The 19,841-nt window shown below is 46.8% G+C and carries 13 protein-coding genes; all 13 read right to left on the reverse strand.

Annotated features, from left to right (window positions below; genetic code table 11):
- Positions 1-453: 453 nt before the first annotated feature.
- The 13 genes from BN1360_RS03080 to BN1360_RS03140 all read right to left on the reverse strand — a co-directional run bounded on the left by BN1360_RS03080 (position 454) and on the right by BN1360_RS03140 (position 19,622).
- Positions 454-1,728 (reverse strand): Gfo/Idh/MocA family protein, encoded by a 1,275-nt coding sequence (locus BN1360_RS03080; protein ID WP_068778441.1) that lies wholly within the window; start codon positions 1,726-1,728, stop codon positions 454-456.
- A 30-nt stretch (positions 1,729-1,758) separates the two neighbouring features.
- The gene (locus tag BN1360_RS03085; protein WP_068778442.1) at positions 1,759-2,646 is read right to left on the reverse strand and encodes a carbohydrate ABC transporter permease; all 888 of its coding nucleotides are present in this window, start codon (positions 2,644-2,646) and stop codon (positions 1,759-1,761) included.
- Positions 2,647-2,662: 16 nt separating this feature from the next.
- A complete protein-coding gene (locus BN1360_RS03090) occupies positions 2,663-3,553 on the reverse strand; it encodes an ABC transporter permease (RefSeq protein WP_068778492.1) in 891 nt (296 codons plus the stop codon).
- An 83-nt stretch (positions 3,554-3,636) separates the two neighbouring features.
- Positions 3,637-5,373 (reverse strand): extracellular solute-binding protein, encoded by a 1,737-nt coding sequence (locus BN1360_RS03095; RefSeq protein ID WP_068778443.1) that lies wholly within the window; start codon positions 5,371-5,373, stop codon positions 3,637-3,639.
- A gap of 135 nt (positions 5,374-5,508) precedes the next feature.
- On the reverse strand, positions 5,509-6,855 hold the full coding sequence (locus BN1360_RS03100; protein WP_068778444.1) for a response regulator transcription factor: 1,347 nt from the start codon (positions 6,853-6,855) through the stop codon (positions 5,509-5,511).
- 4 nt (positions 6,856-6,859) lie between these two features.
- On the reverse strand, positions 6,860-8,602 hold the full coding sequence (locus BN1360_RS03105) for a histidine kinase (RefSeq protein WP_068778445.1): 1,743 nt from the start codon (positions 8,600-8,602) through the stop codon (positions 6,860-6,862).
- Between the two features lie 477 nt (positions 8,603-9,079).
- Positions 9,080-11,173, reverse strand: a complete 2,094-nt coding sequence (locus tag BN1360_RS03110; RefSeq protein WP_179015759.1) for a hypothetical protein — start codon at positions 11,171-11,173, stop codon at positions 9,080-9,082.
- A 119-nt stretch (positions 11,174-11,292) separates the two neighbouring features.
- On the reverse strand, positions 11,293-12,387 hold the full coding sequence (locus tag BN1360_RS03115) for a peptidylprolyl isomerase (RefSeq protein WP_068778446.1): 1,095 nt from the start codon (positions 12,385-12,387) through the stop codon (positions 11,293-11,295).
- Positions 12,388-12,555: 168 nt separating this feature from the next.
- The gene (locus BN1360_RS03120; protein WP_068778447.1) at positions 12,556-14,172 is read right to left on the reverse strand and encodes a response regulator; all 1,617 of its coding nucleotides are present in this window, start codon (positions 14,170-14,172) and stop codon (positions 12,556-12,558) included.
- Positions 14,173-14,190: 18 nt separating this feature from the next.
- Positions 14,191-15,936 carry a sensor histidine kinase gene (locus BN1360_RS03125; RefSeq protein ID WP_068778448.1) on the reverse strand — a complete coding sequence of 582 codons (1,746 nt, stop codon included), beginning with the start codon at positions 15,934-15,936 and terminating at the stop codon, positions 14,191-14,193.
- 188 nt (positions 15,937-16,124) lie between these two features.
- On the reverse strand, positions 16,125-17,636 hold the full coding sequence (locus BN1360_RS03130; RefSeq protein ID WP_068778449.1) for an ABC transporter substrate-binding protein: 1,512 nt from the start codon (positions 17,634-17,636) through the stop codon (positions 16,125-16,127).
- A gap of 140 nt (positions 17,637-17,776) precedes the next feature.
- Entirely contained in the window at positions 17,777-18,676 is a 900-nt protein-coding gene (locus tag BN1360_RS03135) for a carbohydrate ABC transporter permease (RefSeq protein WP_082789916.1), read from the reverse strand.
- Between the two features lie 19 nt (positions 18,677-18,695).
- Positions 18,696-19,622: an ABC transporter permease gene (locus tag BN1360_RS03140; protein ID WP_068778450.1), complete on the reverse strand. Its 927-nt coding sequence runs from the start codon at positions 19,620-19,622 to the stop codon at positions 18,696-18,698.
- Between the last annotated feature and the right edge of the window lie 219 nt (positions 19,623-19,841).

Raw genomic sequence — 19,841 nt, forward strand, 5'->3', positions numbered from 1 at the left:
CAAAGAAAGATTTTCGGCCCATAAGACTCCTAACGGAAACCACAGCCGCTATTTTAAAAATTTCAACCCTGTTGAAAATGTAACGGAAATCTGTTCCGCTATTAGCTGGCTTACCGCACCATTTCGCTGCAATTCATCATAATAGGGGCGCTCATTTCCGTTAAATTTTTAAAAGTCGCTTTTTAGCCATAATAACGCACCTGATTTCCGTTAGAACTGATAGTTTCTCCGCCGGCACTGTGGACCCTCGCTTGCAACCATCTGAACGATTCGCCATCTCTGGGGTCAACGTATGCACATCCAATAGACCTGCCAACGCAGAGGCGCCGCATCCGGCTAACCTGTCGGCGCAGCGGTAACTCGCATGCACTCCTACGGCAGATTCCCCACCACCCGTATACGCTCTAACGGCAGATCCAATAGCCAGTGGCACCCCATTCACTCATCCGAGCACTAATTCATAGGCTCCTGTACGCTAAAGCTATCGGCGAATTCCTGCATACGAATTGTTCTGCCCTGGACGCGGGACTCTTCGGCCGCAAAGGCCATCAGGTGGCTCTGAACGGAATGATTCGCTGAGGTCAACCCCTGGCTTTTGCCGTCAGCCCTGACCAGGTTCAGAAAATCCTTCACCAGCTTCATATCGCCGCCGCCATGTCCAACGTGGCCGCCCATCTCCTCGAAGCTGATCCGCTCCACCTTGCCGCTAAAATGGATCACTTCGATCTCATTTTTCTCCATGGCACCGCGAATTTCTCCGGTCGTTCCCATCAGCTTGATCGTGCGGCTAATATCCCGTGTAAATGCACTCATGGTGAAAGCAGCAGTAACATGGTTGGCAAATTCCAGGTTGACGACCTGATGATCGACCACATCATTGTCGCAATGATATACACAGCGGCCATACGGCCCTTCCTGAAGCGCCTGATAACGAGCCTCATAGCTCATATCATTGCTGATGGCCGAGGTTGGCCAGTCGGTATTATCCGTTAAATACAGGTTTGGCGCATAATACAAGCATTGATCCGCTACCGGACAGCCGTCCAGACAACGAAGCGGGGCGCCTTCCGGTGCCTCCGACGCCTTGAAGTGGCTAAGCGAGCCGAAGGAAGCAACCTGGGTGCAATCGGCTCCGGCCAACCAGAGCAGGATATCAAGGTCATGGCAGGACTTGGCCAGGATCATCGGACTGGACTCTTCCTTGCAGCGCCAATTGCCGCGTACGAAGCTATGCGCCTGATGCCAATAGCCGACATTCTCATTATGCTGAATCGCCATCAATTGCCCAATCTCTCCACGATTCAGCAGCTGCTTCAGCGTCGAGAAAAATGGCGCATATCTCAGCACATGGCAGATGGAGAAGACAAGTCCCGACTTGGCCGCCATTTCCCCCATTCGCAAACATTCTTCAGGATCGGGCGACATCGGCTTCTCCAGCAGAACATGATAGCCCAATTCCAGCGCCTTCATCGTCGGTTCAAAATGCTGCTTATCCTGGGTGCAGATCAGTACCGCATCGGCCAGCTTGGGCTTCGCGAACAACTCATCCCAGTGTTCGAAACACAGCTCATTTTGAATTCCGTGTCTCGCCTGAAAAGCCTCTCTGCGTTCCCGTACGGGCTCCGCCACAGCCACGACCTCAAGCTCATGCGGATGCTGAACGGCATATTCCAAATAGTTAACTCCGCGCAACCCGGCTCCGACCAATGCAACTTTAACCTTCTTCATATGACCCTCGTCTCCCTTTCTGCCATGTAACTATTCTTTGACACTTCCTACGGTCATTCCTTTAACAAAATATTTTTGTAAAAATGGATATACCACCATAATCGGCAGCGCCCCCATAAATATTTGCGCCGTCCGCAGCGTTTTCTCGCTTAGATTCTCCATCACCTTAATTTGTTCAATGGAGATCGAGGTCATCTGAGAATTGATCGCCATAATCAGGGTCGACAGATAGGTCTGCAACGGATATTTTGCTGGTGAATTCAGATACAATATCCCATCAAACCAGGCATTCCAATGGCCTACGATCGTGAACAGCCCGATAGTTGCAATCGATGGCAGCGAGACCGGCAAATAAATACGCCATAAAACTCTCCATTGTCCGGCGCCGTCAATCGTAGCCGCCTCATCCAGCTCCCGCGGTATTCCCCGGAAGAAATTCAGCATCAGCACCATATTCCAGACATTAAGGGCGCCGGGCAAAATCAATGCCCAGATCGAATCGATCAACCCTGTGTTCTTGACGATAATATAAGTTGGAATCAGGCCCCCGCCGAAAAACATTGTAATGGCGAAAAACCAGGCATACATCGTTCTATATTTAAACTGGTCATTTGATTTCGATAATGGAAAAGCAGTAATAAATACAAGCAGCATATTAATCGCTGTCCCCAATGCAACCCGTTCCACAGAGACGCCCAGCGATCTGAAGAATTCGACCTTCTGGCCGAGATACCGATAAGCATCGAGATTAAACCCGACTGGCCACAGCTTCACTTCGCCGGCCATCGCCGCTGTATTCGAACTGAGGGAAATCGATAGCAAATGGATAAAAGGAATCACACCAAGCAAGGTAATCATGCTGAGCAGCAAGGTATTGCCGATCACAAATATTTTTCTGCTGATGGTCGATTTGTGCATCTCTCCTACCTCCTGGCTAAAAGATCCGATAATTGTTATATTTATAGGCTGCGTAATAGGTGGTCGACACCATGATTAGTGAGACTACGGATTTGAACAGTCCGACGGCTGCAGCCGGCCCAAACTGTTGGCTGAACATACCGAGCCGATATACGAACGTATCGATAATATCGCCGCCCTCGTAAACGGTAGGATTGTACATAATCAGGATCTGCTCGAAGCCGGCATTAAGAATACCGCCCAGACTTAATACGCCAAGCAGAATCAAAATTGGCATCATACCCGGAAGTGTGATATTCAGCATCTGCTTCCATCTTCCAGCCCCATCCACTTCAGCCGCTTCATAAAGCGTTGCGTTAATTCCGGTAATCGCGGCCAGCATGACAATCATGTTGTAGCCCATTCCTTTCCAAACGTCAGACCCAATCACGATGCCGCGGAACCAGCCGTTATTCAGCATGAACATGATCGGCTCCATTCCCAATGCCTCAAGCAATCCATTGACTGGTCCGTTCAGCGAGAACAATTCGATGACAACACCGCCAAGAACGGTCCAGGATAAGAAGAATGGCAGGAAGATAGCGGATTGGATTACGCGCGAGAACCATCTCTTGGTGACCTCGTTCAGCAGCAGCGCCAAAACCAACGGCACAAGCAGGAACAGGACCATTTTACAAATTGCAATAAGAATGGTATTCCAGAGTACCTGCATGAAATCGGGGAGCTCAAACACATATTTGAAATTATCCCAGCCGACGAATTCGGATTTGAAAAATCCGGACAATGGCTCAAACTGCTGGAAGGCCATCACCAGACCAGCCATGGGGCCGTATGCATATATCAGCGTAATGATGACGCCGGGCAGTAGCATTAAATGAAGTGCATATTCCTTCTTCAGCGTTTTCACAAGCGTGACCTCCATGTTGAATGTAAAACGGGAGGAATTGCCGATTGCTTCAGTCGGATCCTCCCGTTCCAGCATCTCACGATTTATTTCACAGCTTCCTTGCTGTACCAGTCATTCACCTCTTGGGTGATCTTGTCTCCACCAAGGGTCTTCCAGCTGTCAACGAACTTGTCGAATTCATCCAGTGGAGCCCCCATGATGATCTTTGTGAATGATTCCTGCATCAGCTTATCGAGCTGCGGGCCCTTCTCTACCTGCGTCGCTGTCGGCAGAGTATAGAATTCGTTGCTCACATAAGCTCCTTTCTCCTTGATCATGCGAGTTGTTCCCCAACCGCCATCCTTAGCCGCACGGCTGAAGTATTGTCCCCAGTTGACGCCTTTGCTCGCCTTCTCCGTATTCCCTGCAAGGTAATCCTTCGTTGCGTTGAATACGTCCGTTACGCTCTTATAGTTTTCATCATCAAGTGTGATTTCCTCTTGGTTTGCATCGAGTGCTTTATTGACTTCCGTGTAGATCGTCTCGATATCCGCAGGATTATAGATCCGAGGGTTAAACCAGTTATAGACATAACCCTTCTCGGCCTTGTTATCCTCCATGTACTTCTTATTGCCCATTTCAATATAGTAATTGATCATTTTGATAGCAGCTTCCGGATTTTTCATGTTCTTGTTCACCACATACATCCGGTTGCTTCTCAGCTTCGGCACTAAGGAATTGCCCGGCCCATCGAGCCCTGGGATTTGCAAAGCAATCCACTCTGCCTTCGGTTCCTTATCGACGCTCAAATTGAGCGGCCAGTTCGGATACCACCATTCGCCATATGAAATTCCGACCTTCCCTGCGGTAAGATCTTCAACCGCCTTGTTCTCGTCCTTCAAGGCAAATTCTTTATCGAGCACACCGTTCTTATACCACTCCTGGAGTTTGCCCAGCGCTGTCTTCACCTCAGGCTGAATTAAGCCCGGGATCAGCTTGTCATCGCTGCCTTTAATCCACGCCGTCTGATTATCTCCGACCGACGGATATGCATTAAATCCGTTGAAGAAGCCACGAAGATCAAATCCCCAGAAGAAGATGTTCTTCTGCATAGCAATGCCGTACGTATCGTTCTTGCCATTTTGATCCGGATCGTCCTTCACAAAGGCCAACGCTACCTTTTCCAGTTCTTCCATCGTAGTAGGAACCTGCAGCTTGAGATTATCAAGCCAATCCTTACGAACCCACAGGATCTGGGTCGATAAGTACGGGTCCTCGAAGGCTGGGATAGCTAGCAGCTTGCCATCGGAAGTGAAGGTGCTCATTGCGAAGCCGCCATCCGACTCCATATACTTCTTGAGCGTTGGCGATGCATAATCATTGTAGGCTGCAGTCAGATCGCCCAACATATCCTGCTTCTTCAGCTTCTCAAAGTTCTTCATATCCAGTTCCATAATATCCGGCAGATCGCCCGAAGCCATGGCTAACGAGAACTTCTGTTCAAATTGGCTGGACGGAACCGTCCATTTGTATTTCACTTCAATGTTCAGCATTTCTTTCATATCCTTGAGATAAGCGTTCTGTTCCGGCGTAATTCCCTGCGGAGTTCTCGGGTCCTCCGGAGGATTATAGCCAAGCACTTCCGTAACGGTGACCGTCTCCGGATACTTGCCCAGTGGATCAGGAGGTGTGTTGCTGTTGGCATTGGCATTCGTCTTATTCCCGGCTCCCTGTGAATCAGGAGCAGCCCCATCCTTGTTCCCTTGATCACCACACGCTGTAAATACCAGGAGCATCGACATAACCAGAACGAGCATTTTCCATGGTTTGAAGCTTTTCATTGAATTGCCTTCCCCCTTTGTATGCTGCAATATAACTGTTGCTTACATCTTCATTATGGAACCGAACGAAAGCGCTATCAATTTTGAGTTTTTTACTTCGCTTTCACTTTATTTACCTGTTCCCATAGTGCCGAATTATGCTTGTGTATTGCGGTATTCCTGAGGGGAGACCCCCATCTTCTTCTTGAAAAATGTCGTAAAATAGGAAGGTGAATCAAACCCCACCCGGGTAGCGATCTCGTTCAATTTCAGATTCGTATCCTGCATCAGCCGAATGGCTCCCTCAAGCCGTTTCGTCTGAATGTATTCCAGCAAGTTATGGCCTGCTGCCTGCTTATAGAAGCGCGATAGATAAGACGGATTAAAGTGAACCTCCTCCGCGATCGCGGTCAGGGATACATCACCGGATAAATGCTCGTTCACATATCGCTGAATCTGGTCGATGACAAACAGCTTCATCTCATCCTGCTCCATCCGGCCATATTCGAACAGGTTCTCCTCATGCGGATTGACCTTGCCCAGATCTACGATCACCATCGTCTGGCCTAATGCGGCGCGCGCCTTAAGCAGAGAATGCAATTTCTCATACTGCTGCCCGGCTGTATCCCAGCTTCCCGCCAGATTGTCCGATATGCCGAAGGAGACGGCAACGCCTAACAGCTCTTCACATTCATTCTGCACCAGTTCCAATATGCCTTTCATATACATCGTGATGCTGTTCCAAGAGGCCCCGCTGCTAGCGTTCTCGCCACGGAACCGCCCTAACAGCTCTGTTCCAGGCTGCAGCATCCAGTAGAGGACATCGTCCTGCATAGCGGAGCATTCACATTGGAACGAGGCCGGCAAATAGTTCAGGAAGGATCTCTGCACGGCTTGTCGCAGCTCGCTGGATCTATCCACTTCATTTAAAGTCATTCTTCCGATCAGAAAAAAGGCAGGCCGCTCCGGAACGATCTGGAAATGTACTTCTTCGTAACGAGGCTGGACCAGTAGTCGAAGCAGATCTTCCCCACCAGCTATTTTTCGCAGCAGCTCCTGCTTCAACAGCGGTACGGCAATCTCTAGATGCATCCTCGCTTTCTCCTCTTGAACTCTGCGCCGATTCTCCTCATCCAGCTTGGCAATAGACCGCTGTACAGCCTCGAAGATCAGCTCGATCCCCTCTGTCTTCAGAATGTAATTGTCCACTTTCTTGCGCAGCGCTTCATGGACATAATCGAATTCACTATATCCCGTCAGCAGGATCGAACGGCAATGCGGCCAATAGTAGTTGATTTCATCGACGAGCTGTAGTCCGCTCATCTGCGGCATCCGGATGTCGCTAACCAGAATATCCAGCTTCATTTTTTGGGCCATTTCAAGCGCCTCTTTGGCGGAATAGGCTTTGCACACCTCGAGTTCAAATTCGGTATTGTCCTGGAACAGTAGAACCAGCCCGTTCACAATGACAGGCTCATCATCAACAATCAGCAATCTATACATGATCTCAATCCTCCCCTTCTTCAACCACAATAATCAGATCTACTCTCAGGCCGCCATAAGCGCTGCGTGAGACGAACAAGCCGCTGCCTTTTCCGTATTTCAGCTGTAGCCGGTTGTTCACATTGATGAGTCCGGTCTTCTCCATATATTTCGACTCGGTCGCCAGTTTGTCGCGCATCTGCTCGATCATTGCCCCAGTCACCAGCTTTCCGTTGTCCTCCACAGTAACGCGCAACCTGCTGTCCGCATATTCCGTCCCCATATAGATCACCCCCTCCATCGTCCCATCCTCGAAGGCATGCTCGAACACATTTTCTACAATGGGTTGAATAATCAGTCTGGGTACCGAAATCGAAGGTGGTACATCCTTCACATCGCTATATTCGAAGGTAATCCGGTTGGAGAAGCGAATACACTGAATCTCGCAATAATCAAGCGCATGCTGATACTCCTTGTAGAAGGGGACCTCATCCGACCCGCTTCTCGTAATATATTGATAGTAAGTACCCAGCTTCTGAGAGAGCTCGGCGGCACTATCGGCATCTCCTACCTTGCACATCATGTAAATATTAAAAAAGCTGTTATACAGAAAATGCGGGTTGATCTGCGATTGAAGCTGCTTTAGCTGTGAATGCTGCAAGGCGATTTTCTGCTCATAATTTTCCCGAATCGAATTTTTCAGCTTGAGCGCCATATTGTTGAAGCTGCTGAACACGTAATGGAACTCATCATTGGTTCGCGACTCAATCATAATGTTCAAATTGTCAGCCTCCAGCATCCGGAACGCCTTGACCAGGCGTGATAATGGACGGTGAATCATTAAATTAACCGAGAAAGCGTACAGCACCATGATCATAATAGCGATAATGAATAATAAATAGGACCAGGTCGTAAACTGATTCAACGGACGGGTAATTTCGTTCTGATTAACATACATAATCAATGATAAATTCAGCGCGCTAACATCGTTATGGATAATAAAATAATTAACACCATGAACCTTCTTCATTTCAGAGGTGCTCTGTTCCTGGAGACTCTGCTCAGAGATTTGTCCAAGAATCATATTCGATTCCTGCACCTCCTTTGCGGTCGTCAGCACGGTTCCTAATTCCTTGCTGCCTATCAGTACTTCTGACTCCTGATACAAATCGGCAATTTGCTCTAATGCTTCAAGCAGCTTGGGCCTGGAAATTTCGATATAAGACCATATTCCGTCGTTGTTCTCGCTTTCAATCAGAAAGATCCGATCCCCGCTCTGGTAGAACGAGGGCTTCGGCTTCATGGAGAGAAGTGAAGCAATGAGACTCATCTCTGAATTTGGCGTATTCGTTACTCCGGTGATCGTCGAAATGGTCTTACCCACGGCCTCGACATAAACGCCGGCATTTACGATATAATCGCTGAAGGCGATCAACGCCATTTGTCTATCCCTTACCTGCTCAATCAGCTCGACTTCCTCGTAGTTCTCCAGCATACTGCCGCGGAAGCTGAGCTTCTGCAAATCTTTGTCATTTAACAGCTGCAGCTGTAAATTTCGGATGAAATACATCTCTTTATCAAGCTGTTTGGAGTAGAAGGTAGCGCCCGCTAAAGAGGAACTCAGTATTGCATTTTTACTGATCGACATTCCTTTGTAATTGAACCAGATATTCATCGTAATGAGCGGCAGCAATAACAAAATAAATATGGCGATAACTTTCTGATATACGTACCACTTCGATTTCTTTCTAGCGATCCTAAGCTTCATCGCTTTACCCCCGTTGCTGTATGATGGATGAATGTTTGGTAGACACACCGGCTAACAAAAAAGGAACCATCCCTGCGGGAGATTCCTTTTTAGGTTCTTATTGTTGAAAGCGTACGATTTCGGCTTATCTGATCTCACAGGTGTCACCTCCCAAGCTGGTAGATCGAAGCTAATAGAAAATTCAAAGTGCCCATTTCCGTTCAGAATTCTGCTTCTTCATTTCATGTTATCTACTTAGCACAACGTCGCGGGCTATACGCCTGAAGTTTCGGCCATAAAATATTTCTCCTGCCAGATTCGATTTCCTCCTCTATATCATTAAAAATTGTAGACCCACCCGTGAAGATAAACAACTTAAAAACATTTACCTTAACTTGCAATATTTTGACCTTTTTACATTTTAAAGTTCTATAATAGGAGGGAAAAAGGTCAACCAGATACCTCACTGATTGACCTAATTATAAGTAGAACCAGCCTTTATCGTTTATTATAAAGTTCCAGCTCGTTTATCGCGAAGTTGCCCCATTTTAAATTTGCCGCATTTATTTTCAAACGGATTTTAGAAGTAGTTGTCGCGTCAAAATCAAGCACTTTCGTCTCATTGGTTTGGTCGCTGTACTGCCAAACCCATTCGATACCCGTCTTTAAAGGCTGCCAATCGGTACCATTGAAATACTCAAGATCAAACTTCGTGATGCCTTGGCCCGTTCCGAATCTCGTGACGATCTTCATCTGATTGATCGTTACCATTTTACTGCCGAAATCAAGGGTAATATAGTTCGGGAATGTCACGCCCCGATCTATGCTTGACCATGCTTTGTCATATGACCCATCCGTCAGGCTCTTAATCGAACTGCTGGACAACGTAGGAACAGAGGCTGTTGCTGTTGCCAGTGGTGCCAAATTCCCCGGTTCCGGCCCTGGTGGAGTCGGCAGTGGCTTGATCGGCGCAGGTGTATATACGATCGGCGTCTTTCCGGTAGCAGGGGGCACATCTCCTTGGTATTCAAAAGCCCCGATATCCGGATCGCCGTTATACAATGCATTCCCAAAATAGTCCCTTCCGCCGTTGTCCGCGATAGGAACACCGGCGCCGATCAGCGGAGAATCGCTTTGTAGCTTGTAGCCGTCCACCGTATCCATTCCTTGTGCTCCGCTACCCGGATTTTCAAGTTTTGGATTTGCGGTCACCTTGTGTGCATCAGAATTGACCAACGTTTTTCCGCCATAATAAGCGTTATTATCGAAGGTTTGTCCAGTTAAATTCCAGCCTTTGTCTCCCATGCTGTAATATATATTATTGTAGTTATATATATTTTTCGGACTGCCTGAGGATTTTGTAAAGTAGTCGCTCATAACTGGGTTGCTTGAGGCTGTGCCGACATAAATCGTATTATTGTAATTTAAAACCGTGTCGATCGAACCACTGTAACGGAAAATGCGCGCTTTGTCGTTTTGACTGATGTTGTATCTGACAATCGTATTGATCGTGTTATAGGTGTCATTGACATAAAGCATAAATCCGCCAGCATTATCATGACTGTAATTGTATTGCACCAGCGAACCCAGGTTTCCGGCATCCACATCGAATCCCGTTCCATCTTCCGAACCGTTACGGCTGGCGAACGATTCATTATATTGAACGACGCTATTATCCGCGTAAGCCCACCAGATAGACGCATTCGTTGCTAAATAGGTGGCCTCTTGCACGCTATTATGCTCCACCACCGCCCCGTCCGTGACATTCCAAGCGATGCCGCCCGTAGCTGCCCGCACGACCGTGTTGTTGGATATCTTCACATTGGTAGATGGCGTCCATGGGCCATAAGGCTTCGGCACCCACTCCCATAAATCGCCCATGCCATAACGTAAGATGCAGTTAGAACTGATATATATCCCGTATGCATCCACATCGGTTAACGTATTGCCGTCAATCAAAACGTCATTAAACGCACTTGGCACCCATGAGCCCACTGAATCAATAATAATACCGCCGGATCGTGTTGTATAAACACCGTCCACATCATGGATATTCATATTTTTAATATAAATGTGATTTAAAATTCCACCTTCTTCATTAAGCACATACACGCCACGACGCTCCCCACGACTGCCTTTCCAATCCCTTGTAAACGGCTCCGATGAAGGATTCGTGACTTCCAGGTTATTGATCTCCCAATACTCCTGGTTCTTCAAAAAAACCGTCGATAGTTCCGAGGTTACACCTGCGATCAGGGGTTGGCTGCCAATTCCATACATATCGATGACGATTGGATTACCGTCTACCCCCGAACCTTTGGGCCAAAGCTGGCCTTGCCAGGAGCCTCCGGCTTTAAACAGAATATGGTCCCCAGGAGCAAAGCTTGTCTCATTCACTTTGATGAGCGACTTCCACGCCGCTTCGGGATTTGTACCGGGATTACTGTCGCTGCCGTTTACATTGTCCACATAATACGTCGTTCCTGAAGTCATCTCAGCTCTGACAGGCGATACAGCAAATGTCGTTAGCCCTGACAACAATACGATGGCCGACATCATACTCGCGATCTTCCTAGCTGTCCTTTGAAGCATGTGTATACCTCCTTATTAAATTCTTTGACGGGAACCCTGGTACTTAATGACCTTGTCTCCGTCATATGTAATTGCCCACAAAGTTCTTGTGAAGCTTTTACATCACAGTAGGACCTAACCTAAAAGCTCTCAAAAGATTGCAAACTATTGAGCAGATCCTGGTCTACTTCGACAACAGCCTTGGACAGCTTATGGCAGATCATTTCTTCATATTTGCTGTCGATGAAGTCCTTGCGGACTTGTTCCCTGATCTCGTCATAACTGCGATATGCAGTACCCGGCTCCGTTTTGGCGATGCAATCCAGGATATACAACCTGCCGTTCTCATCAATAATACCGCTGGTTTCACCTGGTTCCATCGATTCCGCTGCTCTCGCAACCGGACTTCTGGAGTTTTGACGGACATTCCCCAGGTGGATAATAAGCTCCTGCTCGGTTCCCGGATCTGAATAGCTTTTGGCTATTTTTGCGAAAGAGACTCCAGCAGCCAGCTTGGTCTCTGCTTCTTTTAGTTGCTTATACGCCTGTTCTTTTTTATCTTGATCGATGTGCTGTGTCGAATCTAAATAGGATAGGGATATAATACTTACCTTTACCTCACCGGGATGTGCGTACAGCTCCTTTTTATGTTGATCATAAAAAGACTTGAGCGTCACCTCGTCAGGCCGCAATTTCTCCTCCAGCTTCTGCTTCACGGTGGTTGCCGCATTGGTCATGATATATGCAAAATAAGCTTCTTCGTTATATTGGATCGGCCCGTAGATGACCTGTCCTTTGGCGGTTGCTTTGGCTCTACGCTCGTTCTCCTGCTCAAGCTGCTTCAAAAAATCGCGATAACTAATATCTCCAAGCACCCCTTGCTCTTTGGCAACCATCTGTCTGACCTTTATATCTACGCTCTCATCAAAGGCTGCTTTTTGAAGCTTATCCAGAGGAACTTCCCCACCGATAGAGGTTGTCCAGAAAGACGAAACCTGCTCTGCGCCATACCTTTCATGAAAATAGTTCATTACTCTGGGCTTATTTATTTGAATGGCCCTCTTAAACTCCTGTACAGTGATGGGAACACCATCAACGGTTGCTATGATTTCATCCCCCGGGTCATTCGCCTCAGAATTTCCCCGCGCAAATGCCGCTGAGGTACAAACGGTAAGAACTAACAAACCTGCGATGGTCCACGTAAGCTTGTTCCTTGAACTGGTTTGTCTCGTCATGCTCCCCCTCCTGCACAGATGATGTACTTGCTGGTCATTCGTGGTTGTACTTCTATTGTAGGTATATAAGAAAGCGCTAACAATTTAAGTTTGTTTACTTTTGTTCTAATTTTTTTACTTATTCTGGCGTTTAAAGTCATCCAGCTTCGCTGTTTATTACTTTTATTCCTATAGCGCTTCTCTTTCTGTCCGCCCGTCTGCGGACTGCTGTCTAAGCTGCTGCGGAGAGACATCATATACTTTTCTGAACATTTTGGAGAAATAGGAGAAATTATAATAACCCAAGGTTTTAGCGATATCCGAGATCGGCAACGTTGAACTCATGATCAGGTCCTTAGCCAAGGACATGCGTGTATTCAAAATATAATCCGTGATCGACTCCCCTAGCTCCCGCTTGAACAGTCGCGATAAGTAAGCCGGATTCAAGTGCACATAACTGGCCAGCTGCTCTCTAGTAATCGGCTCATTCAGATGCTCGGTGATATAATACTGAATCCGCCGAATGACCGAATGATTCTGGTGCAGCTCATCATGGATGATTCCGGCCACCTGGAGCACCTCTTCTTCCAGCTGCAGAAGGCTGCGTGGCTGGTCATTCAGCAGCAGCCCGTCCTGGCCCTTCAGCAGTTCCACCGCATTCAGCCCGTTCTTATGCAGCACATAGTGCGCCATTTGCATAAATTCATTGCGGAAGCCCTCCAGCTCAGCCATAGACAACCGCTCGAACTGTCCTATCTCCGATACTCTGCTGCGGATTTCCTCCTGCAGCTCCTCCAGCTTGCCTTGCTCCAGCAGAATCGTCCACGTTGATATCCGCGGGATCATCGATTGAATAGAAGGATTGCAATACGATGCCAGCGTGTAGACCTGATTGGATCTGTTCACATTGTTGTACTCGATCTCCAGAAGCTGTTTGCAAACGTCCGCAATTTCATACAAGCTAACGTTCCTGCCAATGTAACAGGAAATATTGCAGTCAAAATATTCAAGGCAGCTCTGAATATATTTCTCGCATCGCGTAGGCAATTCGGAAAGATCGTTCATCTCTTCCTGATCCCCCATGATGATCACGATGTTACCCCCCTGCTTGGTCTGGATTACTTCCCCTCTGCCATTTGGGAGCAGCACCTCGGCAGCGCCTTTGCGAATCGCATACTCAATAATCTCCTCATCTCGTGTATTGAACTCGCGCAACCAGGATTCCACGCTGACAAGCACAGGCAGAAAGACGAACTGCTCCAGCCCGGACAACTGATGCTTCTCCAAAATCCCCTCGATATTGTTCGGGGAGCATACAATCCGGCCGGAAAACAGATCATTCCAGAACTTATCGGTAATCAGAGGCTTCTGTTTGCGCCACATCTCATAATAAGGCTTATACTGCTCACGCAATTTGTATAATTCCCGTTCCTGTAAAATAGACTCCAGCGCCCGATGAATCGTGTCCTCCAGTGCATCGAATTCAATTGGCTTCAGCAAATAGTCGAATCCATCCAACTGAATGGCTCTCTTCATGAAATTGAAGGCGGAGTGGGCGGTCAGGAAAATGGTCTCCGTCTCAGAAGAGATCTCGTTCACCTTCTCCAGCAGCTCAATTCCTGTCCCTTTTGGCATTTCAATATCGCAGATCATGACGTCAATCGATGTCTGCTCAAACACTTTCAATGCCTCCCGCATATTATAGGCCTCGTATACCTCGGACACCTGCAGCCTTTCCCAATTCACACCGCTGCGAATTCCCATTACCGCATAGATCTCGTCGTCTACAATCAGTACCTTAAACATGCTTCTCCCCCACTCTGGTCAATAAGATGTAAATTGCTCTACCGTACGAAATGGAAGCACCATTTGAATTCGCGCCCCCGGAGCATTATCGAACTCCAGCCTGGCGTCTTCCCCGAATAAATGCTTGATCCGGTACTGCACATTGGAAATGCCCAGATGTTCTCCGTTCTGATGCTCTAAAAAGCTGCCGGACTTCAGCTTCTCCAGCATTTCCTGTGGAAATCCGTTGCCGTTGTCCATGATCACAATCCGTACCCGGTCCTGTTCCATTAAGCCAACAGCGATATAAATATGAAACGGATGATCCATAAAGTCAAAGCCGTGCTTAACGGCATTTTCAATGAACGGTTGAATCAGCAGCGGTGGAATCGCAGCCTCTTCCGCACTCTTTTCCATCTGAATCTCATAGGTAATTCGTTCCGGAAAGCGAACCTGCTGAATTTTGATATAGCTCTCCATATGCTCCATTTCTTCCTGGATCGTGACAGCAACCTGATTCGTCCTCGTCGTAAAGCGGAAATACTTAACTAGATTCATACACATCAGCTGTATGACGCTGTAATTTTTGATCTCGGCCAGATTATAAATAATATTGATTGTATTCAGGAGGAAATGAGGGTTAATCTGCAACTGCAAATGCTTGAGCTCAGCTTTATGCGCTTTAACCTGCTCCTCATATACACTGCTCGTCAATTCATGGATTTCAGCGGCCATACTGTTAAACGTCTCGTTAATAATCGCAAACTCCTTGGCTTTGGAGGATTGAAGCCGGATATTCCAGTCCCCGTGCTTGATCCGACGCATCCCTAAGACGAGATTATTCATGGGCTTAAGTATAATGTCATTCAAATAGACGAGGTAAATGACCAGGATTACTAACGCGCCCAACGAAATGAGAACAATACCGCGACTTAATTTCTCCAGATCCTTCAGCATTTGGTCTTCGGGAATAAATACACTCAAAATAACGTCTGTGCCTTGAACCGGATTCGTGACTGCAATATATCTGCGATCCTCTTGCTTCACAACCTGGTACTCGCCACTTAGCTTCGATTCTATGGAGATGGAACGATTGGATGTGATTGCGCCCGCATTAGTTATCAACCTCCCCTGACTGTTCAAAAATCCGGCGAATCCTTCCTTGGAATGAATAATATCTAACGGAATAACCAGATTCTTCAATTCGATAAAGGCGCCTACATAGAAACCGTCTCCTGTGCTTACTATGCGGACTAGCGCATATTTCCCTGTGCTATATTCTATAGCCTTCCACTCCCGGAAGTAGTCGCTATCCGGCTTAATTTCCTTGACCAATTTCTCTACAGTTGTCTTGATGGCATTCAGCCTTTCATAGGAGTTATCCTTGATTTGTGTAGTAAAGAAATCTTGGTTTCGCAATGAATAAATGAACTGCATATCAACACTGTTGTCAAAGCGATGGTAACGGGAAATGGTACTAATAATCATCGCCTTTGCGAGAAAGTATTCATTCGGTTTATCCATCAGCTGTGGTAATGCGGCGAGATTAGGATCTTCCACAGCGATGTTGTAAAGAAAATTTGTCTCTTTGTTCAGCGCCACCTCGATCTGTTGGGAATACAGGATCATCGAGTTCTTATTGGACTCGGCGACCTGCTCGCGTATCGTGTTCGATGCATAATAATTGTAATAGAGCATTAGTCCAACCAAAGGTACCGTGATGACTACGAAACCAATAATTAGCTTGAAGCGCAGCGATTGCTTAATATTCGACTTCAGGAACATACTATCTACCCCGGATCATGCAAAATTAGCGAACCCCTATCTTCCAAAGAGGCACCCGTCTCAAATTGTACTGTACTGAGGTTCATCTACACCGAGTATAATTTCAGGTAGGACAAAAAGGAATCCTTAGATAGGACCACGGCAATCGTCCCAGTTCGGAATTCCTTTTTATTCACCTCTGCAACTGTTTATTTCTGCGTCTCAGCCCACGCAGCGAGCTGCTTATCGACCTCGGCCTTCACTCGGTCAAAGCCAGCGGATTTACGTTTCTCCTTCCACTTTTCAATCAGCGGCTCTGGATCCACAGCACCCGACCGTAAAGTGGCGTCGAACTCTTTCATTACGTTGGCAAGCGACGCCATCTCCGATTTTACAGGCTCCTGGTTAAAGGAGAAGCCCAATGCGATAGATCGCTCCGATCTGTCGTTAAACTTCTGAAATTCCTCCCATTTGTTCGGATCCTCGTTCACCCACAAATATGAGTTGAACTGATTGCCAAACATCCAGCCACCCGGGTTAGGATAGGTTTGTATATCGGAGTTTACACCCTCCGGAAAATCAATCACATTATCGCTTACCTTCACATAATGCTTGCCTTCAATACCCCAATCGAGCATATTCAACAATACCGGGTCCGTATAGAGCATATTCAGGAACATCATTACCCTGGCCGGGTCCTTGGAAGTTCGGGAAATGCCAAGCATCGCTCCCTGTGCATCCCCTGTAGTCGTGAAAGGTTCAAATGTCTCAACCTGCACCAATTCGATGCCAGCGCTGATACTCATTTCCTTATCCTTACCAGGCTTCAAGGATTGGGCAACGGCAAATGCCTTGCCCGCCTTAAGCATATTAACCCCTTGATCATCCGTCGAAGTCAGGATATCTTTATCGAACCAACCGTTCTGATTCCATTGATGCATCCGTTTATAGAACTCAATAAAATGAGGATCTTCCAGCATATCAATCGCTTTGAGCTCCTTGCTGCCCCGAGGAATGCCAAGATTGGCAACGATATTATCGTAATTGGCTGCCTCCCAAATATTCGTGAATTTGGCCGATGCAACCGGGGCCACGTCCGGTTCATTCTCCTTAATGACCTTGAACATTTGCTCCATGTCCTCAATAGACTTTAAACCATTGGTATCGAAGCCGTATTTATCAACCAGCTTCTTATCGAGCACGAAGCCAAAGCCTTGGCCGAACTCTTTCTTGGTCGGAAGGGCATACAGTTTGCCATCGATTCTTGATCCCTTAATAAAGTCGTCGCCAAGAACTCCAGGGATATCCTTGCCGTACTCGTTCATCAGATCATCAAGCTCCAAGTATTGACCTTTGGCGGCATCCTTCGCATACGAGAACCAGCTAGCTGTGAACATGAGGTCGAATGATTCATTTGATACCTTCATCAAATTCGTCTTGTCGTCCCAGGAGGCCCATTCGATCGGCTTCAACTCGATGGTCGCATTGATCTTCTCTGTCAAATATTTACTCATTTCGTCCTGGACCAGCTGAAGATCCTTGGCAGCCGAGGCGGGATAGACCATCGTAATTTTATACGGTTTAAGTCCACTATCCCCTTCTTTATTTTCATTTCCAGCTGCACTCGTATTGCCCTTATTGGTATCCCCCTTGCCGCATCCCGTCAATACCAGCGCACTGCACAGCATTATTACGAACAGTAAATTTAACGTCTTCTTCATATTCCCGCTGTTCTCCTCTCATATCATTCTTGTCCTAACCTAATCCCCCGGAATTGCACTCCAATTCATCAGTATCGGTAGCCCCACCTCCTTGAAGTAATGAAACGCTCTGCCTGCATCCTCTAAAGCTATCTCGATACTCAGCCCTTTACTGCCCCAGACGTAATTCCGCTGATATAATATTTTTGGAAGAATGGATAAGCGAACAATAATGGAGCCACCCCGATAATGGCAAGTGCCATACGTACTGATTCGCGCGGCATTTTGGCCAGCAGCTCTCCAACCTGCGCTGTACTATTTGATTTTGCGATCAGAAATTGAATATTAGTCAGCGTTTTGGTCATCAAATACTGGATGTTATAGAGCTCCGGATTGTCGATAAATAGCATGCAATTATACCAGTCATTCCAGTAAGCCAAAGTATTAAAGAGACCAATCGTCGCCATAATCGGCAGGGATAACGGAACGACAATCTTGAAGAAGATCGTTAGTTCACCCGCTCCGTCAATCGTGGCCGACTCAATAACCGATTCAGGAATGGTTGAGGCGAAGAAGCTTCTCATCAGGAACACGTTAAAAGCGCCTAGCAATAGATTTGGAATAATCATGGAGAAGATCGTATTTTTGAGTCCGAGCATATTCACATAAGTGATATACCATGGTGCCAGGCCCCCACCGAACAACATCGTAAAAAAGAGATAGAAGGAAATGGTCCGCCTGAATGGCAGATTGGGCCTCGATAAAGGATAAGCAAAGAGCGCTGTAATTAGCAGGCTTACAACGGTACCAACAAGTGTAGCCACGATGGTGACTCCATAAGCCTTGGAAATTTCAGAAAAATCGTTGAACAGAAACTGATAGGCGCCAAAGCTGATCTCGTTGGGAAATAGGGAGAATCCCTTTTGCACAATGGAGTCCTCGCTTGATATCGAGACCATAAAAATCAAGACAAACGGAAGTAAGGATACAATGGTAAAACACCAAAAAAACAGATGGATCATTGCAGGGCCAATTCGCTTGGATATATTTAGTTCTCTCACGTTGTCCTCTCCCTCCCGGCTAAAACAATGCACTCTGTTTATTTATTCGTCTGACTGCAGAATTGGCTACCAAAATGAGAATGAAGCACATCGCTGATTGATATAATCCCGCTGCCGTAGACATCCCAACGTCACCGGATTGGAGCATGGCGCGGTACACGAAGGTATCGATGGTTTGCGTTGTTGGTATAAGCGCCCCGGTATTCATAGGAACCTGATAGAACAATCCAAAGTCCGAGCGAAGGATCGTGCTTACAGCGAGCAAGGTCAACGTGATAATCACCGGCATGATCAATGGAATAGTTATCCGGGTCATCTGCTTCCATTTGCTGGCTCCATCGATTGTTGCCGCCTCATAATACTCCTTGTCAATCCCAATGATGGATGCAAAATAAATGATCGACCAATATCCAACGCTTTTCCAGGCATTGACGATCACCAGAATGAAGGGCCAATATTTCGGCTCCCCATACCATGAGATTCCATCCATGGAGAACCATTTTAACAATAATCTGTTCACCAGCCCGTTCTCTGCATTCAAGAAGCTGAAGACGAGATAAGCAACCACAACCATTGAAATGATATGCGGAAGCAGGAATGTGCTCTGGTAGAAACGGCTGACGACTTTATCTTTAATCTCATTAATTAAGAGTGCGATGGTTACAGACAGAACGAGATTTAAAGTGATAAAGACAAGATTGTATAGGAATGTGTTACGAGTAATGATATAAGCGTCCTGCGAGTTGAACAGAAATTTGAAGTTATTCCATCCTGACCAGGGGCTTCCCCAGATTCCATCCACGTAATTATAGTCTTTGAAGGCAAGAATAACTCCGTACATTGGAATATAGTTGTTAATGAAAAGATAGACGATCCCCGGTACTGTCATTAGCAGCAGCCACTTGTACTTCTTAATATCTCTCTTTAATTGCATTATGTTCCTCATGATCCAGCCCCTCCGCCCAAGTTGTGTAAACCCTTACAGTATTCATTCTAGAGTCTCCCCCTCACCCCAACCACCATCTTGATGACTTTCTCATAACACGTTCGTGACTTCTTCTTATCAAGTCAAAAACAAGCCTATAACAAGTCAATAAAAGGCATTGACAGCCCTATCCGCGATCATTATGCTTAGGGCGTGATATCGCTTCATACATCTATTGAG

Source organism: Paenibacillus sp. GM2 (assembly GCF_900069005.2).
In the GTDB taxonomy this organism is placed as follows: Bacteria; Bacillota; Bacilli; order Paenibacillales; family Paenibacillaceae; genus Fontibacillus.